Below are 26,363 nucleotides of genomic sequence, written 5' to 3'. Positions count from 1 at the left end.
TAGCGCTGTCCATAGTTATAGTCCACGGCAGCGCAGGGATGTTCCAAATAGTTAGGCTGCTATGTTACTCAAAATTTCCAGGTGATTGCCCGTGAATCTTTGAGAAAGCTCCTTGCAGCCTGAGTAATGATCATTTTCCCGCTTGCCACGGCGCGCCCGGTGACGCGCTGCTGGCCAGACAGCGCCAGCCGGCCTCGGCGTTGATCAAGCGTTGCGCGGCCGCCAGCAGTGCCGGCCGCTGCAGTTGCGCAATGGCTGCGATCAATTGCGCCAGATAATCCGACGAGTGGCCGGCGAGCTTGGCCTGCCACAGCAGCTCGGCGGCGTCCCTGACGGACAGGTTGCTCTCGTCGAATTGCTCCACGAGTGACTGGCGCAACTGGTTGAAGCTGTGGTCGTCCAGGCTTTCGATCAGCTCCGGAACGCTGGCGAGGAACTGTTGAATATGCTTGAGCAACGCCTCGGGCGCGGCGTTGGGCGACTGCACGCCAAACAGCAGTCCGCTCTGGCCGTGCAGCTGGCGCAAGGCGCTGAACACTGCATAACCCAACTGCAATTCGACCCGCAGACGCTGATAGAACGGTGTCTGGCACAGCTGCGCGAGCAGACGCCAAGCGGCTTCGTCGGCGATCTCGTGGCTCGCGGTCGGACAGAACAGCAGCAGCGCATGTTCGCTGGAGTCGGTGTCGACGTGGCTCCAGATTTGTCGAACCTCACTTGCTGGCTGGGCGGGGAGGTGATTGTCCGGGACCCCGGGGATCCGGCTCAGGGCCAGGCCCATGGCAGATTGGGTCTGTGCGCTTAAGCCAAGGGCCAGTCCGTCCCAACGGGAAGTTGTCCACAGTTGTTTGACGTCGTCCGAACGCGCCGCCGTAGGCAGGCAGTGTTCAGGCAATGCCTTGAGTAACTGGCGGATCGGTATCAGCGGGGCTTCTGGCTCTGCGCTCGCAGAATCGGCATCAACTTGCGTCAGACATTTCAGCGCATGCTCCAGGACGCCTGGCATCGGTTCCTGCAGACCGGTCAGTTTCAGCAGCCATTGAGTCCCGCTGGCACTGAATGACAACTCGACCCCGGCCTGACGCGCGTCCTCTTGGGTTTCCCGCAGACTGCGTTGCAGCTTCCCGTGCAGATCGGCCGTTGCCGCCGCTTCCAGTTGCCAGCGCAGGTAAATCGCCCCTTCAGCAGTGGTGTCCGCCAAAGCCTGGCTGAATTGCATCGGCGAGCGTTCGCGGCGGCTGCGTGAGCGATCCTGGGCAAATGTGCGCAGGCCTCGGTGTGCGCTGGTTTGACCGCGAATCAACCCGGCATTGGCCAAAGGTTCGCTGGAGCCGAGGAAGGGGTTGGCGGCGGGTAGCTGCCAGTGCGCGCTGAAGTTATCCACAACGCCGATGTCGCGCAGGATCTTTCTGAGCGCGACGACGCCGTTTTCCGACAAGCCGTGTTCGAGGCGTTCGCTGTCGAGCCGTGCCAGTTGCAGTGCGCCGCTGACCTGTTGCTGACGCTCCAGCAGCTTGGCGTACTCCTCGCGCAACGCCGCCCAGTCCTGCTGCGCGGCGAAGAAGCTCAGCCAATCCAGCACCTGTTCGCGAAGGGCGTTCAGGGATCCGCCGGCGGCGCTGAATTGCAGGTGCAGCAAGGCTTGTCCGGCAAACTGGTACAACGGCGTGGCTTTCAGGCTGTGCGCGAGATTCTGTTGTTGCAGATGGGCGAGCAGGCCGCCGGGCTTGGCGTTGTTCAGCCAGTGGCAGAGGAACACCAGCGCTTCGACGGAGGCGTCGGGCAGTGCTTCGAAGCCAAACAGCAGATGGCAGTGCTGCTCGCCGACCTGTTGATAACTGTTTGCCTGCAGTGGCTGGGTCGCCGCTTGCGCAACGTTATCCCCAACCGGCAACGCCGCCGCGAACTGCTGCGCCAGTGTTCGCAACACTTCAAGGCTTTGCGGCCCGACCAGACTCAAGGTCATTTGCCCGCTGCGATAAAAGCGCTGATGGAACTCCTTCAACGCCTGCTGGAACGCCGGTTGCTCGACCTTCAGGCTGTCGCGATTGCCCGCATGAAATCCACGCAGCGGATGCGTCGCTGGTAAACCCTCGTACAAGGAAAGTGCCTGCTGCGCGGTGGGATCCTGCGACCATGCGACAAATTCCGCGTCGAGCACTTCGCGTTCACGCAACTGATCGTCCGGATTCATACGCGGGTGGGCGAGCATGTCTGACAGACGTTCGAGCCCGGCGCCGAAGGCCGAGGTCGGCAGTTCAAAGAAGAAGTCAGTGGTGCGCTCGCGGGTGCTGGCATTCACCTGGCCGCCATGCCTTTGCACGAACGTCATCAGTGCCTGATCGGCAGGAAAGCGCTCAGTGCCGAGAAACAGTAAATGCTCAAGGAAGTGCGCCAGCCCCGGCCACTCCAGCGGCACATCATGACTGCCGGCGGCCACTCGCAACGCGGCGGCGCTGCGCTTCAAGCCGGGCACATGACGCAGGGTCACGCGCAAGCCGTTGGCCAGAATTTCAGCGTGAGGGCGGGGGTGAGTCGGCGCAGGCATGGGCACTTCCAGAACAGTGAAGTGCCAATGCTAGCGGATTGCGTGGGGTCAGCGCTTGTTCAGTGCGTCGTAAAGCTCGGGACGGCGGTCACTGAGGTAGCGATTGGCGGCGCGGGAATCGACCATCAACTGACGATCCAGCTCACCGACGATCAGCGCCTCATCAAGGCCCGCCTGGGCGACACGACTGCCGTCCGGCGCGGCGATGCTGCTTTGCCCGCAATAGTGGATCTCGCCTTCATGCCCGCAATAGTTGGCGTACGCCACGTAGCACTGGTTTTCGAAGGCGCGGGAACGCACGGTCACGTCGGCGACGAAATCGAACGGAATCATGTTCGCCGTCGGCACCAGAATCAGCTCGGCGCCGGCCAGCGCCAGACGCCGCGCGTTCTCCGGAAACTCCAGGTCGTAGCAGATCAGGAAGCCGAGCTTCCAGCCATTGAGCTCGACCACTGGAAACTCGTCTTCGCCCCGGCTGAACATTGAGCGATCCAGATCACCAAACAGATGCGTCTTGCGGTAATTGCACAGGCGCTCGCCGTGCGCATCGATCAACTGCACGGCGTTGTAGATCTGCCCGTCGGCGGTGCGCTCCGGATAACTGTAGGCAATCGCCAGGCCGGCGGCTTTGGCGATTCGAGCGATCTGTTGCGCCCACTCACCGTTGTAGACCTCGGCCAGCGTACTGACTGCTTCGGCGCCGATGTTGTAGCCGGTCAGAAACATCTCCGGCAGCACCAGCAGGTCGGCGCCCTTGGCCTCCATCGCCACTTGGTGCAGGCGATGCAGATTGGCGGCGGGCTCCAGGGGCAGCGGTGGACATTGGTAAAGGGCTACACGCATCAGGGATTCCTCTTACTCGGGCAAGGCGATAGGGCCGATGTCTTTGAACACATCACCCGGGCCCGGGTTCTCTTTATGTGTCGACCCGCCGAAATGTTTCATGATGCCCCACACCGCGTTGAGCGAGGTCTGCACTGCGCCCTCGACCCACGCCGGGGTCCACGATACGTCGTCGCCGGCGATGAAAATCCCGCGCTGCTCGGCGGGCATGTCGTCCTGCATGAAGTGCGCGTACATGCGCTGGTTGTAGCGATAGTGGCCGGGCAGGGCGCCTTTGAATGCGCCGAGGAAGTGCGGATCGGCTTCCCACGACACGGTGATCGGATCGCCGATGATGCGCGCGGCGATGTCGACTTTCGGGTAGATCTTCTTCAGCGCGTTCAACGCCAGTTCCACGCGTTTTTCCACTGGGTGCGGCAGCATCTTCAGTGCGTCGCTCATCCACGAGTACGACAGGCAGATCACGCCCGGCTTGTCGTCACCGTTGTCGAACAGGTAGGTGCCGCGGGTCAGACGATCGGTGAGGGTCATGCTCATCAGGTCGCGGCCGGTTTCCGGATCCTTGTCCTTCCAGAACGGGCGATCGACCATCACGAAGGTTTTCGACGACTGCATGTAGCGCGTGCGGTCCAGCGCCATCCACATCTTCTGCGAGAACAGGGTTTCGTCGCATTCGATCTGGGTGGTCAGCAGCCAGCTCTGGCAGGTGGTCAGCACGGCGGCGTATTCACGGGTGTCGCCGTTGTTGTCAGTGACGGCGAACCGGCCCTCCGGCGCGTGGGCGATTTTCTTCACGCCGGAACGCGGTGCGCCACGGTGCAGGGATTTCAGGCTGGTGCCTTCAGGCCAGTGCACGCAACGCTCCGGCACATGCCGCCAGATGCCTTGTGGCACTTGTTCCACGCCGCCGACCACCAGGTGCTGGTGATCGTCGCAGTTGGTCATCACCACGCGGAAGATTTCCAGCATCGAGTTAGGGAAGTCCGAGTCCCAGCCACCGGTGCCGAAACCGACCTGACCGAACACTTCGCGGTGATGGAACGACAGCTTGGCAAAGGCCTTGGACGTGGCAACGAAGTCGTAGAAAGTGCGGTCGTCCCACAGCGGTACGAGCGTGTTCCACAGCTCTTTGAGGCGCGGCACATCGCGGTCGCGGATCGCTTGCTGGATATCGGAGAACTGCGACCCGGCCTCCAGCGCATCCGCCCAGGCGTCAGCCACTTCCTGAAACAGTGCAGGAAGATCCGCCAGTTTCTGTGCGTAATGGGTTTTGCCTTCCAGGTCGATCACCGTGCTGCCGGAAGCCGGCGTCAGCGGGTTCGGGAACGGTTTGGTCTCAAGACCGAGCTTGTCGACGTAGTGGTAGAACGCGGTGGAGGACACTGGGAAACGCATGCCGCCGAGTTCCGCGACGATGCCGTCGGTGCCGTTGAACGCTTGCGAACGCAGACGTCCGCCGAGCTTCGAAGCCTCGTAAACCACTGGTTTCAAGCCTAGCTTCATCAGCTCGTACGCGGCCACCAAGCCTGCAATACCGGCGCCGACAATCGCCACTTCAGCGCCATGATGGTGTTCAGGAATACTGCCGAGACCAGCCGGGTGTTCGATCCAGTCGTCGAAAGCGAAGGGAAAGTCCGGACCGAAAATGGTGACTGGTTTTTTACCGTCTGCAGGATGGCGATTGTTCTTGTTCATGGCTGACCTTGCTGGCGACCCGACGCCGAATGCGCGTCTGAGTATAGGAAAAGATGCCAGCCATTCTAGGGAGCACGGACCACGTTAATAAGACGCAAAGTGTCGTCGTTTTGCCAAATAACTGATCAATATGACGATTAGTAACTACACACCGACCAAAATAGGGGGGCGAGCCTGCCCGCGAAGAGGCCCTGCAATCCACCCGAGAAGGCCGGACACAACCTTAAACCGGCTGCCCCCGATCAATTTTGCTGCTCAAAATAATCGACGTGGTGGTCTTCTCCACCCCGTCCACACTGCCAATCTGATCCAGCAACTGGTCCAGCTGCTCCGGCGAATCGGTGCGCAACCACGCCACATAATCAAATTCGCCACTCACCGCACACAGTTGCTGCACCTGGGCCATCGCACTCAAACGGCGTAACACCTCTTTGCCGGAACGCGGCTGCACCTTGATCCCGACGTACGCCTGCAATCCACCATCGACCACGCGCTGACCCAGGCGCACGCCATAACCGGTAATCACTTTGGCCTTCTCCAGCCGCGCCAACCGTGATGTGACGGTGGTACGCGCAATGCCCAGCTGCCGGGCAAGCATGGCCACACTCTCGCGGGCGTTGATCTGCAGGGCGGCGATTAGCTGGCGGTCGATTTCATCGAGTGCGGGGGGGCGGGTGTCGGGCAAGGGGCGGCTCCATTGGCGCGGCGGCGGGTGAGTTGTGCATGTTACAGGCACGATCAGCGACACGCTTGCAGGTGATGTTTAAACGGATCAGCCAAGCGTCGACGTTATCGTCCTGCGCTAACAAAACATCGGATATTTGATTTGACTTGCCTGGCCTATTTATCAAGAATGCCAGCAAGAGCGCGAAATCTGCTGCCTTGCAGGGCATTAGCGGACGTAGGTACCTCAGCGATGCTGCAACATCGGTGTAAGGTGAGACCTCTTCATCCCATTTCCTGAGGATGCAAATATCAGGATTCAAACATCAAGGGCAGCCAAATGGCTGCCCTTTTCTTTGTCTTCAAGAATGTATCGCTTGTACAAAAGGTCGCCTTGGCGGTGCTTGTTCATGGCTCTTGCCGGAGCATGCATAAAGTTCCAGAGGACGTGCCCTTTTCGCACATCGACCACGACAAGCATGTCATTTTTTGCCTCATACGCATTGATGAATGCCATTCGGTATCCGCCGTTATCGTAAAGGACTTTCCATACTTCGAAAGGCCCCGTCAGTGTATCAATGGCATGTCGGACATAGCGTTCTCGGGAGTCTGGACGTTTCTCGACGATGTGCGCCAGTTTGTCTCTCATGACTGCAACATTCCCAATGGGCGTGAGGATGGTAACCGCCAATACGGAGTCGTCGAAGAACCCGAAGTGATCCAAGAGGATTTTGAGGGCGCCTTCTGCGTCGTCAGCCCTTTTTATTTCTTCTATTGCGGCTGACCGAAGCTCTCGCGATAACGTTCTCAGGTCGGGTAGAGCAAGGTCGATCCAGGTTTGTTGGTCGGCTGCTTCCTTTACCAGTGGCGCAGCATTCACGAGCATTAAAATAATCCTGAGCGGGCGGTAGCGTCCGGAGATTACTCGTCTGGATAAACGCTCAACAATATGCGGGGAGTTGAGATAACACAGCTTCGGAACTTGCCTACAGCCTCCGGGGAAGTCTTCCGAACATTGCGCTCGCAAAGACTTGTCCTCTCAACCGATCGCCCAAAAAAAAGCCGCGCATGTAGCGCGGCTTTCAAATTTGGTGGGCCCACACGGACTTGAACCGTGGACCAAAGGATTATGAGTCCTCTGCTCTAACCAACTGAGCTATAGGCCCTCAGTAGGTCGCGGATTATAGCGACGGTTTGGCGGCTGTGCTATCCGAATAATCCGATACGGTTATATGAAGAAATGTCGCGGCGAATTCTTCTGGCGGCAGCGGCAGGCTGACGATGTAGCCCTGAATCTGTTCGCAGCCCTCGGCAGCGAGGAATTGTTGTTGGGCCTGGGTTTCCACGCCTTCGGCAATCACGGTGAATTGCATGCTCCGGCCGAGCGCGATGATCGCCCGCACAATGGCCGCGTCGTGGGGATCGTCCGGCAGGCCGCGGACGAACGACTGGTCGATCTTGAGGATGTCCAGCGGCAGGCGCTTGAGGTAGCTGAGCGAGGAGTAGCCGGTGCCGAAGTCGTCGATCGCCAGTTGCACACCCAGGTGTTTGAGCTGATGCAGCACCGCCAGCGCTTCTTCGGCCTGGCTCATGATGAAGTTTTCGGTAATTTCCAGTTGCAGCAAATCCGGCTGCAGACGGTTTTCCCTGAGCAGTTGTTCGATGCGCCCGAGCAGGTTCGGCTGGCGCAGTTGTGCGCCGGCGAGGTTGACCGACAGCGGGCCGAGGCTGTCGTAGATCTGGTTCCACTCGAACATCTGCCGGCAGGCGGTCTCGAGCACCCAGTCGCCGATCTGCAGGATCATGCCGTTCTCTTCGGCCAGCGGGATGAAGTGCTCGGGCGGCACGTCGCCGAAGGTCGGATGGTGCCAGCGAATCAGCGCTTCGGCGCCGACCAGGCTATGGTCGTCGAGGCTGATTTTGGGTTGGTAGTAGAGGAACAACTCATTGCGCTCGATGGCTCGGCGCAATTCATGCTCCAGCGCCACCCGTTCGCTGGCCTGAGCGGTGAGGTCGCGGGTGTAGCTCTCGACGCGGTTGCGGCCCTTGGCCTTGGAGCGGTACATCGCTGCGTCGGCGTTTTTCACCAGGGTGGCGACGTCACAGCCGTCCCGAGGGTAGAGGCTGGTGCCGATACTGGCGCTGATGAAGAACTCGTGCTCGCCGGCCTGGAACGGGGCGCTGAAGCAATTGAGCAGTTTGGTGGCGATGTGGTCGGCGTCGCTGGCCTGTTGCAGGCCGGGCAGCAGGATGATGAATTCATCGCCGCCCAGGCGCGCAACGGTATCGATGTCGCGCAATTGTTCTTTCAAACGCACGGCGATGCCCTTGAGCAGCAGGTCGCCGACCGGGTGCCCGAGGCTGTCGTTGATGTGCTTGAAACGGTCGAGATCGAGGAACAGCACAGCGCCCTGACCGCCGTTTTCCTGCTGACTGTTGAGCGCCGTGAGCAGGCGACTTTCAAACAGCGTGCGATTTGGCAGGCCGGTCAGCGGGTCGTGGTGCGCCTGATAATCGAGCTTGGCCTGCGCGTGCTTGAGGCTGGAGATATCGGCAAACACCGCGACGAAGTGGGTGATGAACCTGTCGCGGTTGCGCACGGCGCTGATGGTCAGCCAGCTCGGGTACAGTTCGCCGTTCTTGCGCCGGTTGGAAATCTCGCCCTGCCAGTGACCTTCGTCGGTCAACTGGTGCCACATCGCCGCATAAAACGCGCTGTCGTGCAGTCCGGAGGCGAGCAGGCGCGGGGTGTGGCCGAGGGCTTCGCTTTCGCTGTAGCCGGTGATTTCGGTGAAGGCCCGGTTGACCGCGCTGATGTGCTGCTGGGTGTCGGTGATCAGCACGCCCTCGGCGGTGCTCTCGAATACGGTGGCCGCTTGCTGCAGCTTTTCCTGCATCAGATGGCGCTCGGTGATGTCCCGGGCGATGGTCAGCATGCAGTCTTCTTCGCCGATGGGCAGCGGTCGACTGGATACTTCGCAGAGGCGAATCTGCCCGTCGCTGCGGCGGATATGGCAGGTGAAGTCGCGGACGAAACCGTCGCGGTGCAGCAGGTCGAGCATCTGTTTGCGTTCGTTGAGGTTGACCCAGATTCCCAAGTCCAGCGCCGAACGGTCCACCGACATCGCGCTGTTGAACCCGGTGATACGGCTGAAACCTTCGTTGACCTCCAGCAGCAGACCATCGCTCTGGCGTGACAGCAACAAGCCGTCCGGAGAGGCATGAAACGCCTTGGCGAATTTCTCCTCGGAGGTTTGCAATTGCTGCTGGGTTTCTTTGAGCTGGGTGATGTCACGCACCACCACCACCAGCGCCGGGGTGGTGTCGAGGTCGAACGGTTCGGCAGAGATCAGGCCGGTAAACACCTGGCCGTTGTTGCGGCGAAAGGGCATCTCCAGGTTACGGATACTGCCGGCCTGCAAGCGCTGGAGCAGTCCCGGCCCGACCCCGGGAATGCCCCAGATGTTGAGTTCGGTGGCGGTCTGGCCGACAACATCCTCGGCCTTGAGCCCGATCTGTTCTTCAAAGGCTTCGTTGACCTCCAGCAGGCAGCCATCTGACAGCCGCGCGATCACCAGAATGTCCGGGCATTGCTGGAACACCGAGGCGAACTTCTGCTCCGACAGCCGCAGCGCTTCCTCGGTGCGCTTGGTTTCGCTGATGTCGATCATCAGCCCGCGCATCACCGGCTCATGCCCGTGTTCAATCAGGCTGACGATGTCGCGCACCCACAGGCAGCGCCCGTCTGCGGTGATGACCCGATAGTCGAGAGTGTGATCGCGCCCCTCACGCACCGCGTCATCGCAAATGGCCTGGGCGCGGGTCAGGTCGGCGGGGTGGATGATGTTGCGCCAGAACCCCGGGATCAGCCAATGCGCCTGTGGATAACCAAGCAGATCTTCGGCATGGGGCGACACATAGCTGTAGGTGAAGTCGCTCATACGCGCTTCCCAAGCGATGGCCGACAGGCTTTCGACCAAGCCGCGGTAGTGGTATTCGCTGCTGCGCAGTTCCTGTTCGAGGTCAACGCGCCGAGCGATTTCCGAGCTCAAGCGGCGGTTGATGCGAATGACCACTGCAAGGATGATTATCAGCAATACCAGGCCCGGCAGGCCGTAGATCAGCAGGTCTGACCAGAAGGTCCGATGGTCCAGGACATTGCCGACCCAATGTTCCTGAATGCTGCTGATTTCCTCCGGACTCATGTCCGCCAGGACTTTATCCAGAATGCCCACCAGCATCTTGTTGTCACGCGGCACGCCCATTGCCAACTGGTAGCGGTACGGGGTTTCGCCGCTCACGTATAAGCCGTCGAGCTTGAGCTGGCGCAGACTCCAGACGCTGGAGGCGAGATCGCCGACCACGGCGTCTACTTCATCCGTAGCCAAGGCCTGCAAGGCCGAGCTGACATTGGGCATGGCCACCAGATTCAGGTCGGGATGGTGGGTGCGCAAGAGTTCGTGGGGGGCGTAGTTCTCCACCACGGCGATCTTCAGGCCGTACAGGTCTTCGATTTTGCGCGGTTGTGCGCCGCCGATATGGGCGAGGATCACGATCGGGAAATCAAGGTAGGGGCGGGTGAACGAGAGGTAGTTCTGGCGCTCGGGCGTGGACATGATCCCCGGCAGCAGGTCGATTTTGCCGGTTTTCACCTGCGCCAGCACTTCGGTCCAGCTCGACGGCTCGATCGGGGTGAGTTTGACCGCCAGGCGCTGGCGGATCACGTCAATGTAATCAGCGGCCAGGCCTTGATAGCGGTTCTGCTCATCGCGGAACTCGAACGGCGGCCACGAAGCATCGACACCCAGGCGCAAGTCCGGGTGAGCCGCGAGCCAGCTACGTTCTTCATCGGTCAGAGTCAGCGCGTTAGCCGTTGCGGTCCAGATCATCAGTGACAGCAAGAAAAGCACGGGCGCCAGTCTGGGCATAACCGTCTCGTTAGGGCACGGGATTCATTGTTTCGAGTGTAGACGGGGTATGCAGGGGAGGGGCGTTGCGAGGGATTTAATCTGCTGTAAAAACAAAAACCCCGGCCTGGGCCGGGGGTTCTGGTATCACTCGTCGAGGAAAGAGCGCAGATGCTCGCTTCGCGTCGGGTGGCGCAGCTTGCGCAGCGCCTTGGCTTCGATCTGACGGATCCGCTCACGCGTTACGTCAAACTGTTTGCCCACTTCTTCGAGTGTGTGGTCGGTGTTCATGTCGATACCGAAGCGCATGCGCAGTACCTTGGCTTCACGGGCAGTGAGGCCGGACAGCACTTCGCGAGTCGCTTCTTTCAGGCTTTCAACGGTTGCAACATCGATTGGCGACTGCATGGTCGAGTCTTCGATGAAGTCACCCAGATGAGAGTCTTCGTCATCACCGATCGGGGTTTCCATGGAGATCGGCTCTTTAGCGATCTTCAATACCTTGCGGATCTTGTCCTCAGGCATTTCCATGCGTTCGCCCAGCTCTTCCGGGGTCGGTTCGCGACCCATTTCCTGCAGCATCTGGCGGGAAATGCGGTTGAGCTTGTTGATCGTCTCGATCATGTGCACCGGAATACGGATGGTGCGGGCCTGGTCGGCGATCGAGCGAGTGATTGCCTGACGGATCCACCAGGTGGCATAGGTCGAGAACTTGTAACCACGACGGTATTCGAACTTGTCCACCGCTTTCATCAGACCGATGTTGCCTTCCTGGATCAGATCGAGGAATTGCAGGCCGCGGTTGGTGTACTTCTTGGCGATCGAGATCACCAGACGCAAGTTGGCTTCAACCATCTCTTTCTTCGCGCGGCGGGCCTTGGCCTCACCGATCGACATGCGACGGTTGATGTCCTTGATCTCTGCGATGGTCAGGCCGGTCTCGGTTTCCAGCGCAATCAGTTTCTGCTGGCAACGGATGATGTCCGGCTGTACGCGACCAATGGCTTCGGCGTATTTGCTCTTGCCTTTGGCCAGGGCGTCGGACCAGCTCTCGTCAACTTCGTTGCCCGGGAACTGACGCAGGAAATCGGCGCGTGGCATACGTGCATCACGTACGCACAGCTGCATGATCGCGCGCTCTTGCTGACGCAGACGATCCAGGGCACTGCGAACACGCTCGACCAGGGCTTCGAATTGCTTCGGCACCAGTTTGATCGGCATGAACAGTTCGGCCAGGGCCAGCAACTCGGCAATCGCTGCCTTGTTGTGACGACCGTGCTTCTTCAGGGCCTTGCGGGTGATTTCCATCTGGTCGGACACAGCGCCAAAACGCTGGGCAGCGATGACCGGATCCGGACCGCTTTCGGCTTCTTCTTCGTCATCCGAAGCTTCGGCGTCATCGTCGTCGGTGTCGTCATCCGCTTTCACGGCTTTCGGATCGATCGGCGGTGGCACTTCGGCAGCCGGCGGCGCAATACCGTCGTCCGGGTCGATGTAACCGCTCAGAACGTCAGACAGGCGACCACCCTCGGTGGTGACGCGAGTGTACTCGGAGAGGATGTGGTCAACCGTGCCTGGGAAGTGCGCGATAGCGCTCATCACTTCACGGATGCCTTCTTCGATCCGCTTGGCGATTTCGATTTCGCCTTCACGAGTCAGAAGCTCGACCGTACCCATTTCACGCATGTACATGCGCACTGGGTCAGTGGTGCGACCGATATCGGTCTCCACCGCTGCCAACGCGGCGGCTGCTTCTTCCGCAGCGGCCTCGTCGGTATCGGCGTCGGCCAACATAAGGGCGTCCGCATCCGGAGCACTCTCGTGTACGGGGATCCCCATGTCGTTAATCATGCGGATGATGTCTTCCACCTGCTCCGGATCTGAAATATCCTCGGGCAGGTGGTCGTTGACCTCGGCGTAAGTCAGATACTTCTGCTCACGACCCAGTTTGATCAACTCAATAATACGAGACTGCTGTTGCGCTTTTCCGGACATAACACCCTATCCACTGAAGGTCTTGGCGGGCAAAAAACAAGCCGAGGATTATACCTGAGCTATGACCTCACGCGCCAGTTGAGGTCGGGTTTGATGCGGAAACATTGCGACTTAAAAGGTCGCGCAGTTGATTTTTCTCTTCGGCACTCAGTTCGCTTTGACGCGCTTTTCTGAGCAACTGTTCCAGATTTCGCTCGCGTTGGCGGGCTGACAAGCTAGTAATGGTGTCGAAAAACTGTTGTTCAAGGTTTTCTCCGTCAATCAGCCACTCCTTTTCCGCCAGCGCCTTGAGCAGACGACCCTGTTCAGTACCGTGCCATCGCGCGATCAACTGAAATGAGTTTAGCTTGGGATTCTTCTGTACGGCTTCGAGCAGCGCCACAAGCAACTGGGCATTGGTCTGATTTTCGTCCGCAATGTGCCCGGCGTCCTCGACGCGCTTGGCCAGCTGCGGGTGATGAAGCAAGGTACGCAGGGCGGTCAGGGTCGGCGATTCGACGCCAATCGGCGTCCGCGGGCGCTGCTGGTCGCGATCGCCGCCACGCTTGCCGTTCTTGTCCCAGGGTTTCTTGTCCCATTTCTTGCCGCCGGCGCCGGGTTTCTTTGGCGTCCATTCCTGCTGCGGCACATACATGTCCTGTGCCTGCGGCTGATGGTAGTCGCTGTAGTCGGGCATTGCGTCGTAATCGATGCCGGGATCGTAGGCCGGCGGTGCTTCCTGCGGCGCGCTCTGGGCCAGCTGACTGACGGTTTCACTGCTCAGGCCGGTGATTTCGCTCAGGCGCTGGCGCATCAGAATGCGCAGGTTGGCCCCGGGCACTTTGTCGATCAGCGGTGCGGCGAGGGTGGCCATGTGGGCCTTGCCCTCGAGCGAGCGTGGATCCGCTTCTTCGGTCAATTGCTGGAAGAAGTAGTCCGCCAGCGGCTGCGCATGCTGATTGATGCGCGCCTTGAAGGCGTCAGTGCCTTCGGCGCGGACCAGGGTGTCCGGGTCTTCGCCTTCGGGCAGAAACAGGAAGCGCGCGCGGCGTCCGTCCTGCAGGCACGGAAGTGTCGCTTCCAGTGCGCGCCATGCGGCGTTGCGCCCGGCCTGGTCGCCGTCGAAGCAGAACAAAACGTTCGGCACGACGCGAAACAGGCGCTTGAGGTGCTCTTCGCTGGTCGCGGTGCCCAGCGTCGCGACGGCATTGCGCAAGCCTTGCTGGGCGAGGGCGATGACGTCCATGTAACCCTCGACGACGATGATTTCGTCGAGGTTGCGGTTGTTCTTGCGGGCCTCATAGAGGCCGTAGAGTTCCTGGCCTTTATGGAAGACCGGGGTTTCCGGCGAGTTCAGGTACTTCGGTTTGTCGTCGCCGAGTACCCGGCCGCCGAAAGCGATGATCCGGCCGCGGGTGTCGCGGATCGGGAACATCACGCGATCGCGGAAGCGGTCATAGCGTTTGCCGGTTTCGGCGTTCTCGATCAGCAGGCCGGCGTCGATCATGGCTTTCTGCTGCAGGGTGTCGCTGCTCAAGTGCTTGAACAGATTGTCCCAGCCCGGCGGCGCGAAGCCGAGACCGAAGTCCCGGGCAATCTCGCCGGTCAGTCCGCGGCCCTTGAGGTAATCCACGGCGGCTTTGCGCGCTGGGTGGCTCTTGAGCGCCTGCCGGTAAAAGTCGGCGGCGGCGGTCAGCAGCGGGTACAGCGGCGAATCGGTCGGCTGCCGCGGTTTGTGCGGGCGGCCGCTTTCTTCGCGGGGGATTTCCATGCCGGCGGCTTTGGCCAGATCCTCGACGGCCTGGGGGAAGTCCAGGTTGTCGTGGTCCATGAGAAAGCCCAGGGCGTTGCCGCCGGCACCGCAACCGAAGCAGTAATAGAACTGCTTGTCGGGGCTGACGCTGAACGACGGGGTTTTCTCTTTATGGAACGGGCAGCAGGCGGTGTAGTTCTTGCCGGCCTTTTTCAGTTGCACGCGCGAGCTGACCACGTCGACGATGTCGGTGCGGTTCAGGAGGTCGTCAATAAAGCTCTGGGGAATCAGCCCGGCCATGGCGTTCTCGTCTGTGCGGTAATTGAGTCCGATGCGAAGGGCGGCCGGACGCAGGTCTTGACTGAGGCGCGCATGATGGGCGGCTCGACCGGTGTCGTTTGCGTGATCGCTGTCGGGAAGTGTATCTGCCGAAAATCCACTGACGTTAGTACCTATCAGTCTTCGACTATTTGAAAGTGTTGCGCTGAATCCGCTGACGGCCGATAAATGGCCTCGGATAGCTCAATAAAGCGGGCACGCATGCAGGTGCCTTGGGCTGATCGTCGTAAGAGGAATCAGTGGGTGTGCTCGTCAGTAGCCTTGAAAGGCTCGTCAGAAAAGACGTGCACCGCTGGCAAAAAAGCCAGGTCTGACGTGTGAAGCAGATTTGTCTCGGTCGCGTGTGCGGCTTCGACAGTGAAGCATCAAGCGTTTTACGCAAATGCCATTAGCCCGGCTGAGGGCCGGGCTTAGGCAAGAAGCTTGCTACGAACGTCTGTGTATTAGTACAGACGAACGGCGCGGCGCTGTTCGCGCTGAACTTTCTTGGCGTGACGCTTAACAGCGGCTGCTGCTTTGCGCTTACGCTCAGAAGTTGGCTTCTCGTAAAATTCGCGGCTACGAACTTCAGCCAGTACACCGGCTTTTTCGCAGGAGCGCTTGAAACGACGCAGAGCTACGTCGAAGGGTTCGTTCTCTTTAACTTTGACGGCTGGCATCCAGAGCTACCTTCATTCATTACCGGGGTCAACATCCTCGCGGCAAAAGAGCACTTGAAGACGTCGGTTTTTAAGGGTTGCGGATGTTAACCCCTCATCGCTCGGAATGCAAAGCCTCTGATCGAAAACCGCTGGTCGGGGCCTCACGTGGCGACTATTATGCGCGCCTTCGAATTCAGCCTAAACAAGGCGCAAACCCATGCTAGTACTGGGATTAGAAACCTCCTGCGACGAAACCGGCGTCGCCTTATACGACAGTGAACGAGGCCTGCTGGCCGACGCGCTGTTCAGCCAGATCGACCTGCACCGCGTCTATGGTGGCGTGGTGCCGGAACTGGCCTCCCGTGACCATGTGAAACGCATGCTGCCCTTGATCCGTCAGGTGTTGGCCGAGGCTGACTGCGTGCCGACCGAGATCGACGCCATCGCCTATACCGCGGGTCCCGGCCTGGTCGGTGCGCTGCTGGTGGGGGCTTCCTGCGCTCAGGCGCTGGCGTTTGCCTGGGGCATTCCGGCACTCGGCGTGCACCACATGGAAGGCCACCTGCTGGCGCCGATGCTGGAGGCAAAGCCGCCGGAGTTCCCGTTCGTCGCTTTGTTGGTTTCCGGTGGTCATACGCAGCTGGTTCAGGTCGATGGCATCGGCCAATACAGTCTGCTCGGCGAGACACTCGACGATGCGGCCGGCGAAGCCTTCGACAAAACCGCAAAAATGATGGGCCTCAATTATCCGGGCGGACCGGAAATCGCCAAGCTGGCGGAGAAGGGCGTTGCAGGACGTTTCACCTTCCCGCGTCCGATGTGTGATCGTCCGGGGCTGGATTTCAGCTTCAGCGGCCTGAAGACCTTCGCCCTCAACACTTGGCAGCAATGCGTCAGCGCCGGGGACGACAGCGAGCAAGCCCGTTGCGACATCGCGCTGGCGTTCCAGCAGGCCGTGGTGGAGACTTTGACCATCAAGTGCAAGCGTGCCCTGAAACAGGCCGGGATGAAGCGTCTGGTGATTGCTGGCGGCGTCAGTGCCAACAAGGCCTTGCGTGTTTCGCTGGAAAAAATGCTCGGCGACATGAACGGCGATGTGTTCTATGCCCGCCCCGAGTTCTGCACCGACAACGGCGCGATGATCGCGTTTGCCGGTTGCCAGCGTTTGCAGGCGGGTCAGCAGGAAAGCCTGGCGATCAGCGTGCAGGCACGCTGGCCGATGGAGCAGCTGTCGGCACTGTGATGAGCGCTATTTAAAAATGCCGTTCGCGCCCGGCAAACAGGTCGCGTAGATTGCCGCGGTGGCGCCAGACGATCAGTAGCGTCAACGCGCTCATCGGCAGCAGCGCTTCCGGTTCTTGCCATGCGAGCAATGGCAGGGTCAGGGGCGTGGCGATCAGCGCCGCCAGCGAGCTGGTGCGGGTCAGGTAGAACGTCAGCAGCCAGGCGCACACCGCCAGCAGCGCGGCGGGCGGATACAGGCCCAGCAGCATGCCGGCAGCGGTAGCGACGCCTTTGCCGCCGCGAAAACGGAAATACAGCGGGAACAGGTGACCGATCACGGCGCACACGCCGATCCAGGCCTGATCCTGCAGCGACAGGCCCATGGCCGCTGCGATCAGCACCGGCAACAGGCCTTTGCACAGATCACCCAGCAGGGTCAGGATCGCGAGTTTGCGGCCGGCCAGGCGCAGCATGTTGGTGGCACCGGCATTACCCGAGCCACTCATTCGCGGATCCGGATTTCCGGTCAGGCGGCTGAGCAAAATGGCGAAGGACAGAGAGCCGAGCAGGTAGGCGAAAGTCGCCAATAACCAAAACATGCTAACTATTCCGGGCGAGGACGCCCTGATTCTAACGGCGCATTGCGCCCTTGTCGTGTAGCGGAGAAAAGTGCTTGGACAGAGTGTTTATCGAGGGCCTGGAAGTCGACACCGTAATCGGTGCCTACGACTGGGAGCGCGGCATCCGCCAGTGTCTGCGTCTTGATCTGAGCTTCGCTTGGGACAATCGCCCGGCCGCGGCCGGGGACGACCTGACCCTGGCGCTCGATTACGCCAGCGTGTCTACGCGCATCCAGGCTTTTGCCGAGCAGGCACAGTTCCAGCTGGTCGAGACCTTTGCCGAGCGGCTGGTCGAAGTGCTGATGGCCGAGTTCAAGATCACTTGGATTCGGCTGAAACTGACCAAGCCCGGAGCCGTGCCGGCGGCCAAGGGTGGCGTGGGCGTGGAGATCGAGCGCGGATGTCGCTGACTCAGGTGTACCTCGGGCTCGGTAGCAATATCGAGCGCGAAACCCATTTGCGCGCCGGGCTCGACGCTTTGGCGACATTCCTCGTGGATATCCGCTGTTCGGCGGTGTTCGAGAGCCAGCCGGTGGGCATCAAGAGCGGGCCGTTCTTCAATTTCGTGGTCTCGGCGTTTACCGATTTGCCGTTGATGGAGCTGGATCGGCGCTTGAAATGCATTGAGGCCGATAACGGTCGCTATGCACCGGACCGCAAGGGGTTGCCGCTGGATATCGACGTGCTGTTGTACGGCGATCTGACGGGTAACTTCGACGGTTTGATCCTGCCGCGTGCCGAGATCCTGAAAAATGCCTTTGTGTTGTGGCCGCTGTCGCTGATTGCGCCGGATCGGGTGCATCCGGGTGTGGGAAAAAGCTTCGCAACGCTGTGGGCCGAGGCGCAGATTGATCAGGTGTTGGCGCCGGTGGCTTTTGAATGGCGCGGCGAACAGCTCACCCCTCCAAACCTTTAAAGCAAAAAGATCGCAGCCTGCGGCAGCTCCTACAGAGAAACGCATATTCCCGTGTAGGAGCTGCCGCAGGCTGCGATCTTTTGATCTTGCTTTAGCGGTTTTCCTTGTAAGCCTTCAACGCCTTGAGCCGCTCGCGTTTGAGCGCCTCGCCCAGTTCCGGGCCTTTGAATCCTTTCTCCAGCAACGGCTGCACCGCGACTTCCCGCGCTGCCTTGGCCGCGCCGCGCAGGTAATCCGCCTGTGGATAACTGCGCTGCTCCAGTCCCTTGCGTCCGCGCGCATCCATCTCGCACGCGACGATGAATTCCTCAAAACGCTGCGGGCGGCGATACACGTCAAAGCTCTGTAACAGCTCCAGCAGGGTCGACGCCTTCAGCTCCAGAGCGCGGTGGCCGTGGGTGTGATACTGGCCGACCAGCAGCGCGAGTTCCTGGCAATCTTTCGGCGCCTTGAAGCGTTCGTTGACTGCTTTGATCAGCTTCAGCCCGGTGTGCTCGTGGGCGATGTGTTGCGGCCATTCTGCTTCGGGCGTCAGGCCTTTACCGAGGTCGTGCAGCAGGCAGGCCCAGCGCACGGTCAGTGGCTGTTTATGCAGTGCCGCCTGTTCGAGCACGCTCAGGGTGTGGATGCCGCTGTCGATCTCCGGGTGATGGGCCTCCGGTTGCGGTACGCCAAACAGCGCATCCACTTCAGGCATCAAGACCTTCAATGCGCCGCAGTCGCGCAGCACCTGGATGAATACCTGGGGCTGATCCTCCATCAGCGCCCGAGAAATCTCCTTCCAGCTGCGCTCGGCGGTCAGTGCTTGCAGTTCGCCGGACTCGCTGAGCTGACGCATCAGTTCAAGGGTCTCTGGGGCAACAGTGAAACCCAGCGCGGCATAGCGAGCAGCGAAGCGCGCTACGCGCAATACCCGGAGCGGATCTTCGGCGAACGCCGGGGAAACGTGGCGCAGGATTCGGTTTTTCAGGTCGCGCTGGCCATGATAGGGATCGGTCAGATTCTGCTGGCCGTCCTCGGCCATCGCGTTGATCGTCAGATCACGGCGGATGAGGTCTTCTTCGAGGGTCACTTCGGGGCTGGCGTGAAAGGTGAAGCCGCCATAACCGCGACCGCTTTTACGCTCGGTGCGGGCGAGGGCGTATTCCTCGCCAGTCCTGGGATGAAGAAACACCGGAAAATCCGCGCCGACCGGGCGATAACCCTGGGCAAGCATCTCTTCTGTCGTGGCCCCGACCACCACCCAATCGACATCGGTAACCGGTAGCCCGAGCAGGCGATCACGTACTGCGCCGCCGACCTTGTAAATCTGCATAAAAAACCTCCGTTGGCCCGACAGGATAACCCTTGCGTCGGACTTTCGGAGGCCAAAACCGGATCAAAGATGAATCACGGCCAGATCGAGCCTGCCGTAATCCCCTTCGCTGTGTTCACTGCGTGGCGGTACGTGGTGGGTTTTCATGATCTGGTCGCCCTGCAGGGTTTCCAGGTGAATGTCGAAGCCCCACAACCGGTGCAGATGTTTCAGTACCTCGTCGGTGGAATCGCCCAAGGGTTTGCGGTCGTGCTGCTGATGACGCAGGGTCAGGGAACGGTCGCCACGCCGGTCGATGCTGTAGATCTGCACGTTCGGCTCGCGGTTGCCGAGGTTGTACTGTGCGGCGAGGGTCTCGCGGATGATCCGGTACCCGGTTTCGTCGTGGATCGCCGGCACCAGCAGGTCATCTTTCTGGTCGTCATCCAGGATGCTGAACAGCTTGAGGTCACGGATGACCTTGGGTGACAGGTACTGCAGGATGAAACTCTCATCCTTGAAGCTGCTCATGGCGAACTTGATGCTCGACAGCCAGTCGGAACCGGCGATGTCCGGGAACCAGCGACGGTCCTCCTCGGTCGGGTCTTCGCACATGCGACGGATGTCGCGATACATCGCGAAACCCAGTGCATAAGGGTTTATCCCGCTGTAGTAAGGGCTGTCAAAGCCCGGCTGGAACACCACGCTGGTGTGCGAGGTGAGAAACTCCATCATGAACCCGTCGGTCACCAGGCCTTCGTCGTACAGGTCGTTCATCAGCGTGTAGTGCCAGAACGTGGCCCAGCCTTCGTTCATCACTTGGGTCTGGCGCTGTGGATAGAAGTATTGGGCGATCTTGCGCACGATGCGCACGATTTCCCGCTGCCAGGGCTCGAGCAGCGGCGCGTGTTTCTCGATGAAATAGAGGATGTTTTCCTGCGGCTCGGCCGGGAAGCGCGCGTTGTCCTTGTCGCTGTATTTGTCCGCACCTTTGGGGATGGTGCGCCACAGATCGTTGATCTGCTTCTGCATGTGTTCTTCGCGATCCTTTTGCCGCCGGCGCTCCTCTTCGGCTGAAATCGGATAAGGACGTTTGTAGCGGTCGACGCCGTAGTTCATCAGCGCATGGCAGGAGTCGAGCAGGTCCTCCACGGCATCAATGCCATGGCGCTCCTCGCACTGCATGATGTACTGCTTGGCGAACACCAGGTAATCGATAATCGAACTGGCGTCGGTCCAGGTGCGGAACAGGTAGTTGCCCTTGAAGAAGCTGTTGTGGCCATAACACGCGTGCGCCACCACCAGCGCCTGCATGCAGATGGTGTTTTCTTCCATCAGGTAGGCGATGCACGGGTCGGAGTTGATCACGATCTCGTAGGCCAGCCCCATCTGCCCGCGGCTGTAGGATTTCTCGGTACTGAGGAAGTGTTTGCCGTAAGACCAGTGGTGATAGCCCAGTGGCATGCCGACCGAGGCATAGGCGTCCATCATCTGCTCGGCGGTGATCACTTCGATCTGGTTGGGATAGGTATCCAGGGCGTAGCCGGCCGCAATCCGGGCAATCTCGCGGTCGTAGGCCTGAATCAGCTCGAACGTCCATTCGGAGCCGGTGGAGATGGGTTGGCGTTTCTGCTCTTTGGCGGTCATGTCACTAACCTGCGCTGGAAGAGTTCACGGAAGACCGGATAGATATCCCCGGCCGAGACCAGCTGCTGCTGGGCAAACGTGTCGGAAAAGGCTTCGGCGATGCGTTCGTATTCGTACCAGAGGGCCTGGTGTTCGCGTGGGGTGATCTCCACATAAGTGTAGTACTGCACAAACGGCATGATCTGGTTGATCAGGATGTCGCGGCAGATTGGCGAGTCATCGTTCCAGTTGTCGCCGTCGGAGGCTTGCGCGGCGTAGATGTTCCACTCGTTGCTCGGATAACGCTCGGCCATGATCTCCTGCATCAGTTTCAGGGCGCTGGAAACGATGGTGCCGCCGGTTTCCCGTGAATAGAAGAACTCCTCTTCGTCCACTTCCCGGGCGCTGGTGTGATGGCGGATGAACACCACATCAATCTTGTCGTAGTTACGCTTGAGAAACAGGTACAACAGGATGAAAAAGCGCTTGGCGATGTCCTTGGTGGCCTGGGTCATGGAACCGGAAACGTCCATCAGGCAGAACATCACCGCTTTGGAGCTGGGGTTGGGTTGCTTGACCAGCAGGTTGTATTTCAAGTCGAAGGTGTCGAGGAACGGCACGCGGTGAATGCGCGCGCTGAGTTTCTCGATTTCCGCCTCGAGTTCCTGAATATCGCCGAAGTTATCCGGTTCTTCCCGTTTGAGTCGCGCCAGTTCCTCTTTGGCTTCGCGAAGTTTGGCGCGACTGCTGCCGGACAGCGCAATGCGCCGGGCGTGCGCCGAGCGCAGGGTGCGAATGATGTTGATCCGTGACGGATTGCCTTCGTTGCTGATCCCCGCGCGCACGGTCTTGAAGGTGTCGGTGCCGCTCAGGTTGCGTTTGACCAGATTGGGCAGTTCGAGATCTTCGAACATGAACTCGAGGAATTCTTCCTGAGTAATCTGGAAGACGAATTCGTCCATGCCTTCGCCGGAATTACCGGCCTTGCCTGGACCGCGTCCGCCGCCACCGCCCGGTGGCCTGGCGATGTGCTCGCCGGCGGTGAATTCCTTGTTGCCGGGGTGAACCACGGTCTGCTTGCCGCCACGGCCGTGGTGAAGCACCGGTTCGTCGATGTCGCGACCGGGAATGCTGATCTGTTCGCCGTGCTCCATGTCGGTGATGGAGCGCCGGCTGACCGCCTCTTCGACAGCCTTCTTGATGTGATCACGGTAACGCCGCAGGAAACGCTGGCGGTTTACCGTGCTCTTGTTCTTGCCATTGAGACGTCGGTCGATCACATAGCTCATACGTGGCCCTCCGGGCAGCTTCAAGTTGTGAGCGGCGAGCCGCAAGTAGAAGCACAGCGTTCACATGCTTTTTTCTTGCAGCTCGTAGCTTGAGGCTTGTCGCTGTTTTACTGCGATTTCCGGACCCGTAGGTACCATTCGGACAGCAGTCGTACCTGTTTGTCGGTGTAGCCGCGTTCGACCATTCGAGTAACGAAGTCGTTGTGTTTCTGCTGATCCTCTTTGCTGGCCTTGGCGTTGAAGCTGATGACTGGCAGCAGATCTTCGGTGTTCGAGAACATTTTCTTCTCGATGACCACCCGCAGCTTCTCGTAACTGAGCCAGGTCGGATTCTTGCCGTTGTTGTTGGCCCGGGCGCGCAATACGAAGTTGACGATTTCGTTGCGGAAATCCTTCGGATTGCTGATGCCGGCCGGCTTCTCGATTTTCTCCAGTTCTTCGTTCAGCGCGACGCGGTTGAGGATCTCGCCGGTCTCCGGATCGCGGTATTCCTGATCCTGAATCCAGAAGTCCGCATACAGCACGTAGCGGTCGAAAATGTTCTGCCCGTATTCGCTGTAAGACTCGAGATAAGCGGTCTGGATCTCCTTGCCGATGAATTCGATATAACGCGGCGCCAGGTATTCCTTGAGGTAGCGCAGATACCGCTCGCGAGTCTCGGCCTGGAACTGTTCCTGTTCGATCTGCTGTTCCAGCACATACAACAGGTGAACCGGGTTGGCGGCAATTTCATGCGGGTCGAAGTTGAACACCTTGGACAGGATCTTGAACGCAAAGCGGGTCGACAGACCGTTCATGCCCTCGTCGACGCCGGCCGAGTCGCGGTATTCCTGGATCGACTTGGCTTTCGGATCGGTGTCCTTGAGGTTTTCCCCGTCGTAGACGCGCATCTTCGAATAGATGTTGGAGTTTTCTGGCTCCTTGAGGCGCGACAGCACGGTGAACTGCGCCAGCATCTTCAGGGTATCGGGTGCGCAGTGGGCCTTGGCCAAGGAGCTGTTGAACAGCAACTTGTCGTAGATCTTCACCTCATCGCTGACTCGCAGGCAGTACGGCACCTTGACGATGTAGATCCGGTCGATGAAAGCTTCGTTGTTCTTGTTGTTGCGGAAGGTGTGCCACTCCGATTCGTTGGAGTGAGCAAGCAGGATCCCGGTGAACGGAATCGCCCCCAGACCTTCGGTACTGTTGTAGTTACCCTCCTGGGTGGCGGTCAGCAATGGGTGCAGCACCTTGATCGGTGCCTTGAACATTTCGACGAATTCCATCAGGCCCTGGTTGGCCCGGCACAGCGCACCGGAATAGCTGTACGCGTCGGCGTCGTTCTGTGGGTATTCCTCGAGTTTGCGGATGTCGACCTTGCCCACCAGTGCCGAGATGTCCTGGTTGTTCTCGTCACCCGGTTCAGTCTTGGCCACGGCGATCTGGTTGAGGATCGACGGGTACAGCTTGACCACGCGGAACTGACTGATGTCACCGCCGAATTCGGCCAGGCGCTTGGTCGCCCACGGCGACATGATGGTGTTCAGGTAGCGCCGTGGAATGCCGAAGTCTTCCTCAAGGATCGCGCCATCTTCGGTGGCGTTGAACAGACCCAAGGGCGATTCGAATACCGGCGAGCCCTTGATCGCGTAGAAGGGCACTTTTTCCATCAGCTGTTTCAGCTTCTCGGCCAGGGACGATTTACCGCCACCGACGGGGCCGAGCAGGTAGAGGATCTGTTTCTTCTCTTCCAGGCCTTGGGCGGCATGGCGAAAATACGAAACGATCTGGTCGATGCATTCTTCCATCCCGTGGAAGTCTTCAAAGGCCGGATAGCGACGAATCACCTTGTTGGAGAAGATCCGCGACAGCCGCGAGTTGGTCGACGTGTCGAGCAGCTCGGGTTCGCCGATGGCCATCAATAGACGCTCGGCGGCGGAAACGTAAGCGCTGCGGTCCTTTTTGCACAGTTCCAGGTACTCCTGCAGCGAGAGTTCTTCCTGGCGTGTGGACTCGAAGCGTTGTTGGAAGTGGCTAAAGATACTCATGACGTCACCTCGCTCGATACGTGGAGCCGACGCCGGATCACTCAGTCGATGCTGGCAAGCAGCCGCGGTGGCCGCTTGTTTACCCCCCAGAACACTTTCGCGGTCGACAACCTTGAAAGTCACTCCCGATGACCCGTACGCCGGTGTACCGGCTCTCCCCTGTTTTGGATGGCCTGGGCTTAAGGATAGTTGGGAATTCGGGAGGTAAAGGCGAGATACGTAATTAGTTGTGGCAGACCGTTCGTCTGCCCCGCGCGGGCCCACGGCAGCCGGGGCCTGCGCGCAACAAAAAAATTATTCGGCGGTGCCTTGCGCGGTTTCCGACGGATAAGTCGTACGCCACAGCTCGAAGCCGCCGTCCATGCTGTAGACGTCGGAGAAGCCTTGGCTGATCAGGTATGCGGCCGCGTTCTGACTGGAGTTGCCGTGGTAGCAGACCACCACCAGCGGTGCGTCGAGATCGGCGTTGCGGATAAATTCCGAAATCGAATGGTTGTCCAGATGGGTCGAGCCGGCGATGTGCAGTGCGGCATAGGTTTGCGGATCGCGGATGTCGACCACTACGGCGCCCTGCTCGCGCAGGGCCTGGGCCTGTTCCGGGGGGATTCGTTTGAATTCGCTCATGGCGGGTTCCTGTAGCTCGGCAGAATGCGCAGTCTAACGCGGGGCGCTGACTGGCGACGTTTCGGGGATAAGTGGTGCGACGGTTGGCGCAAGGCCGCCGTGTTCATCGCATTTGCATGACACGCGCTCGCCGCTGTCGACGTTCATCAGGGTCAGGCTGCCGCCCCAGACACAACCGGTGTCCAGCGCCGAAATGCCCGGTTCATGGACATTGCCTTCCAATGCCGCCCAGTGGCCGAAGATGATCCGCAGGCCGCGGGTCTTGCGCTCTTTATGCAGGAACCACGGTTTGTAGCCCGGCGGTGCGGTGTCGAGGCCTTCCTTGCTCTTGAGGTCGAGCTTGCCGTCGGCGGTGCAGAAGCGCATGCGGGTGAAGTAGTTGGTGATGACGCGCAGCCGGGTGACGCCGGTGAGGTCGCTGTCCCATTTCGCCGGCTCGTTGCCGTACATGCCATCGAGGTACAGCGGGAACAGGTTGTCGTCACGCAGCGCCGCTTCGGCTTCGGCGGCGTACTTCAAGGCCTTGCGCAACGACCATTGCGGAGGAATGCCGGCGTGGACCATGGCGACTTCGCGTTGTTCGTCGTAGTGCACGAGTTTCTGCTGACGCAGCCACTCGAGCAGATCGGCGGCGTCGGGTGCTTCGAGAATCTCGCGCAGGGTGTCGGACTTCTTCAGCCGCTCGATGTTGTTGGCGGCGGCAAGCAGGTGCAGATCGTGATTGCCGAGCACGCAGACCAGTGACTCGCGCATGCCATAGAGAAAGCGCAGGGTCTCCAGCGATTGCGGGCCGCGGTTGACCAGATCGCCAACCAGCCACAGCCGATCGAGCGCCGGGTCGAACGCGACTTGCTTGAGCAGGCATTTGAGCGGTTCGAGGCAGCCTTGCAGGTCGCCGACGGCGTACGTCGTCATCAGTGCAGGGCTCCGGGGACGGCGAGGCGGAAAGGCTTGATGATCGCGTCGAAATGTTTGCCATCGGTGGCGACCATTTCGTAGGTGCCCTGCATGGTGCCGACCTTGGTGGTCATCACTGTGCCGCTGCTGTAGGTATGGCTTTGGCCAACGTCGATCAGCGGTTGCTGGCCGACGACACCTGCGCCGCGAACCTCTTCGACATGGCCGTCACCGTCGGTGATCACCCAGTGCCGCGACATCAGGCGAGCCGGCTGCTCTCCGTTGTTCTGCACGGTGATGGTGTAGGCGAAGGCGAAGCGGTCGTGCTCGGGTTGCGATTGGTCTGCCAGGTAGTGGGTAACGACACTGACGTCGACCTGATAACGAGGATCGGACATGCAAAAAGGCCTTAAGCAAAGCGGAACGCGGGGCGTAGCTGATGGGAGTCAGTCTAGGCAAGTATCGGGCAGTAAACCAGAG

20 protein-coding genes and 1 tRNA gene are annotated in these 26,363 nt (G+C 60.0%); 3 read left to right on the top strand and 18 right to left on the bottom strand.

Annotated elements, in window-relative coordinates:
* Positions 1-130: 130 nt before the first annotated feature.
* The 10 genes from pqqF to rpsU form a co-directional block, all read right to left on the bottom strand.
* Positions 131-2,548 (bottom strand): pyrroloquinoline quinone biosynthesis protein PqqF, encoded by a 2,418-nt coding sequence (gene pqqF / locus HBN98_RS09855; RefSeq protein WP_083367742.1) that lies wholly within the window; start codon positions 2,546-2,548, stop codon positions 131-133.
* Positions 2,549-2,596: 48 nt separating this feature from the next.
* On the bottom strand, positions 2,597-3,391 hold the full coding sequence (locus HBN98_RS09850) for a carbon-nitrogen hydrolase family protein (protein ID WP_083367743.1): 795 nt from the start codon (positions 3,389-3,391) through the stop codon (positions 2,597-2,599).
* A gap of 12 nt (positions 3,392-3,403) precedes the next feature.
* The gene (locus tag HBN98_RS09845) at positions 3,404-5,086 is read right to left on the bottom strand and encodes a flavin monoamine oxidase family protein (RefSeq protein ID WP_083367744.1); all 1,683 of its coding nucleotides are present in this window, start codon (positions 5,084-5,086) and stop codon (positions 3,404-3,406) included.
* Between the two features lie 223 nt (positions 5,087-5,309).
* On the bottom strand, positions 5,310-5,771 hold the full coding sequence (locus HBN98_RS09840; RefSeq protein WP_007966501.1) for an Lrp/AsnC family transcriptional regulator: 462 nt from the start codon (positions 5,769-5,771) through the stop codon (positions 5,310-5,312).
* Positions 5,772-6,068: 297 nt separating this feature from the next.
* On the bottom strand, positions 6,069-6,635 hold the full coding sequence (locus HBN98_RS09835) for a PBECR2 nuclease fold domain-containing protein (protein WP_083367746.1): 567 nt from the start codon (positions 6,633-6,635) through the stop codon (positions 6,069-6,071).
* 203 nt (positions 6,636-6,838) lie between these two features.
* Positions 6,839-6,915, bottom strand: a tRNA-Ile gene (locus HBN98_RS09830).
* A gap of 15 nt (positions 6,916-6,930) precedes the next feature.
* Positions 6,931-10,677, bottom strand: a complete 3,747-nt coding sequence (locus HBN98_RS09825; RefSeq protein ID WP_083367747.1) for a bifunctional diguanylate cyclase/phosphodiesterase — start codon at positions 10,675-10,677, stop codon at positions 6,931-6,933.
* A 126-nt stretch (positions 10,678-10,803) separates the two neighbouring features.
* Positions 10,804-12,651: an RNA polymerase sigma factor RpoD gene (gene rpoD, locus HBN98_RS09820; RefSeq protein WP_064589509.1), complete on the bottom strand. Its 1,848-nt coding sequence runs from the start codon at positions 12,649-12,651 to the stop codon at positions 10,804-10,806.
* A gap of 67 nt (positions 12,652-12,718) precedes the next feature.
* Positions 12,719-14,683 carry a DNA primase gene (gene dnaG / locus HBN98_RS09815; RefSeq protein WP_064589508.1) on the bottom strand — a complete coding sequence of 655 codons (1,965 nt, stop codon included), beginning with the start codon at positions 14,681-14,683 and terminating at the stop codon, positions 12,719-12,721.
* A gap of 482 nt (positions 14,684-15,165) precedes the next feature.
* Complete coding sequence (gene rpsU / locus HBN98_RS09810; protein WP_002551877.1) at positions 15,166-15,381, bottom strand: 30S ribosomal protein S21; 216 nt, start codon at positions 15,379-15,381, stop codon at positions 15,166-15,168.
* A 199-nt stretch (positions 15,382-15,580) separates the two neighbouring features.
* On the opposite strand from rpsU, the gene tsaD reads away from it, so the two are divergent.
* Entirely contained in the window at positions 15,581-16,606 is a 1,026-nt protein-coding gene (tsaD, locus tag HBN98_RS09805; protein ID WP_064589507.1) for a tRNA (adenosine(37)-N6)-threonylcarbamoyltransferase complex transferase subunit TsaD, read from the top strand.
* Positions 16,607-16,616: 10 nt separating this feature from the next.
* On the opposite strand, the gene plsY is transcribed toward tsaD, so the two are convergent.
* Positions 16,617-17,186 carry a glycerol-3-phosphate 1-O-acyltransferase PlsY gene (plsY, locus tag HBN98_RS09800; protein WP_064589506.1) on the bottom strand — a complete coding sequence of 190 codons (570 nt, stop codon included), beginning with the start codon at positions 17,184-17,186 and terminating at the stop codon, positions 16,617-16,619.
* 74 nt (positions 17,187-17,260) lie between these two features.
* Here plsY and folB point away from each other — a divergent pair, with 74 nt between their 5' ends.
* Together folB and folK are read left to right on the top strand one after the other, a co-directional pair.
* Positions 17,261-17,617: a dihydroneopterin aldolase gene (gene folB, locus HBN98_RS09795; protein ID WP_083367748.1), complete on the top strand. Its 357-nt coding sequence runs from the start codon at positions 17,261-17,263 to the stop codon at positions 17,615-17,617.
* Complete coding sequence (gene folK / locus HBN98_RS09790) at positions 17,608-18,123, top strand: 2-amino-4-hydroxy-6-hydroxymethyldihydropteridine diphosphokinase (RefSeq protein ID WP_083367749.1); 516 nt, start codon at positions 17,608-17,610, stop codon at positions 18,121-18,123. The genes folB and folK overlap by 10 nt, the downstream gene beginning before the upstream one ends.
* A 91-nt stretch (positions 18,124-18,214) precedes the next feature.
* On the opposite strand, the gene HBN98_RS09785 is transcribed toward folK, so the two are convergent.
* The 7 genes from HBN98_RS09785 to apaG form a co-directional block, all read right to left on the bottom strand.
* Positions 18,215-19,438 carry a multifunctional CCA addition/repair protein gene (locus tag HBN98_RS09785; RefSeq protein WP_083367750.1) on the bottom strand — a complete coding sequence of 408 codons (1,224 nt, stop codon included), beginning with the start codon at positions 19,436-19,438 and terminating at the stop codon, positions 18,215-18,217.
* A gap of 63 nt (positions 19,439-19,501) precedes the next feature.
* On the bottom strand, positions 19,502-21,064 hold the full coding sequence (locus HBN98_RS09780) for a SpoVR family protein (RefSeq protein WP_064589502.1): 1,563 nt from the start codon (positions 21,062-21,064) through the stop codon (positions 19,502-19,504).
* On the bottom strand, positions 21,061-22,332 hold the full coding sequence (locus tag HBN98_RS09775) for a YeaH/YhbH family protein (RefSeq protein WP_041070055.1): 1,272 nt from the start codon (positions 22,330-22,332) through the stop codon (positions 21,061-21,063). Before HBN98_RS09775 ends, HBN98_RS09780 begins: the two co-directional genes overlap by 4 nt.
* A 107-nt stretch (positions 22,333-22,439) precedes the next feature.
* Positions 22,440-24,362: a PrkA family serine protein kinase gene (locus tag HBN98_RS09770; RefSeq protein WP_003228848.1), complete on the bottom strand. Its 1,923-nt coding sequence runs from the start codon at positions 24,360-24,362 to the stop codon at positions 22,440-22,442.
* Between the two features lie 294 nt (positions 24,363-24,656).
* Positions 24,657-24,986, bottom strand: coding sequence for a thiosulfate sulfurtransferase GlpE (gene glpE / locus HBN98_RS09765; protein WP_083367751.1), 330 nt, complete (start codon positions 24,984-24,986; stop codon positions 24,657-24,659).
* 33 nt (positions 24,987-25,019) lie between these two features.
* Entirely contained in the window at positions 25,020-25,901 is an 882-nt protein-coding gene (locus HBN98_RS09760; RefSeq protein ID WP_083367752.1) for a symmetrical bis(5'-nucleosyl)-tetraphosphatase, read from the bottom strand.
* Positions 25,901-26,281: a Co2+/Mg2+ efflux protein ApaG gene (apaG, locus tag HBN98_RS09755; protein WP_064589499.1), complete on the bottom strand. Its 381-nt coding sequence runs from the start codon at positions 26,279-26,281 to the stop codon at positions 25,901-25,903. Before apaG ends, HBN98_RS09760 begins: the two co-directional genes overlap by 1 nt.
* Between the last annotated feature and the right edge of the window lie 82 nt (positions 26,282-26,363).

The sequence above is a fragment of the Pseudomonas koreensis genome, assembly GCF_012986595.1.
Taxonomy (GTDB): Bacteria; Pseudomonadota; Gammaproteobacteria; order Pseudomonadales; family Pseudomonadaceae; genus Aquipseudomonas; species Aquipseudomonas koreensis.
This window is presented reverse-complemented; position numbering and strand designations above follow the sequence as displayed.

What these genes read in the sequence shown, in the direction of transcription:
- pqqF (WP_083367742.1), bottom strand. Translation starts at nt 2,548, where the DNA reads ATGCCTGCGCCGACTCACCCCCGCCCTCACGCTGAAATTCTGGCCAAC.
- HBN98_RS09850 (WP_083367743.1), bottom strand. Translation starts at nt 3,391, where the DNA reads ATGCGTGTAGCCCTTTACCAATGTCCACCGCTGCCCCTGGAGCCCGCC.
- HBN98_RS09845 (WP_083367744.1), bottom strand. Translation starts at nt 5,086, where the DNA reads ATGAACAAGAACAATCGCCATCCTGCAGACGGTAAAAAACCAGTCACC.
- HBN98_RS09835 (WP_083367746.1), bottom strand. Translation starts at nt 6,635, where the DNA reads ATGCTCGTGAATGCTGCGCCACTGGTAAAGGAAGCAGCCGACCAACAA.
- HBN98_RS09825 (WP_083367747.1), bottom strand. Translation starts at nt 10,677, where the DNA reads ATGCCCAGACTGGCGCCCGTGCTTTTCTTGCTGTCACTGATGATCTGG.
- rpoD (WP_064589509.1), bottom strand. Translation starts at nt 12,651, where the DNA reads ATGTCCGGAAAAGCGCAACAGCAGTCTCGTATTATTGAGTTGATCAAA.
- dnaG (WP_064589508.1), bottom strand. Translation starts at nt 14,683, where the DNA reads ATGGCCGGGCTGATTCCCCAGAGCTTTATTGACGACCTCCTGAACCGC.
- rpsU (WP_002551877.1), bottom strand. Translation starts at nt 15,381, where the DNA reads ATGCCAGCCGTCAAAGTTAAAGAGAACGAACCCTTCGACGTAGCTCTG.
- tsaD (WP_064589507.1), top strand. Translation starts at nt 15,581, where the DNA reads ATGCTAGTACTGGGATTAGAAACCTCCTGCGACGAAACCGGCGTCGCC.
- plsY (WP_064589506.1), bottom strand. Translation starts at nt 17,186, where the DNA reads ATGTTTTGGTTATTGGCGACTTTCGCCTACCTGCTCGGCTCTCTGTCC.
- folK (WP_083367749.1), top strand. Translation starts at nt 17,608, where the DNA reads ATGTCGCTGACTCAGGTGTACCTCGGGCTCGGTAGCAATATCGAGCGC.
- HBN98_RS09785 (WP_083367750.1), bottom strand. Translation starts at nt 19,438, where the DNA reads ATGCAGATTTACAAGGTCGGCGGCGCAGTACGTGATCGCCTGCTCGGG.
- HBN98_RS09780 (WP_064589502.1), bottom strand. Translation starts at nt 21,064, where the DNA reads ATGACCGCCAAAGAGCAGAAACGCCAACCCATCTCCACCGGCTCCGAA.
- HBN98_RS09775 (WP_041070055.1), bottom strand. Translation starts at nt 22,332, where the DNA reads ATGAGCTATGTGATCGACCGACGTCTCAATGGCAAGAACAAGAGCACG.
- HBN98_RS09770 (WP_003228848.1), bottom strand. Translation starts at nt 24,362, where the DNA reads ATGAGTATCTTTAGCCACTTCCAACAACGCTTCGAGTCCACACGCCAG.
- glpE (WP_083367751.1), bottom strand. Translation starts at nt 24,986, where the DNA reads ATGAGCGAATTCAAACGAATCCCCCCGGAACAGGCCCAGGCCCTGCGC.
- HBN98_RS09760 (WP_083367752.1), bottom strand. Translation starts at nt 25,901, where the DNA reads ATGACGACGTACGCCGTCGGCGACCTGCAAGGCTGCCTCGAACCGCTC.
- apaG (WP_064589499.1), bottom strand. Translation starts at nt 26,281, where the DNA reads ATGTCCGATCCTCGTTATCAGGTCGACGTCAGTGTCGTTACCCACTAC.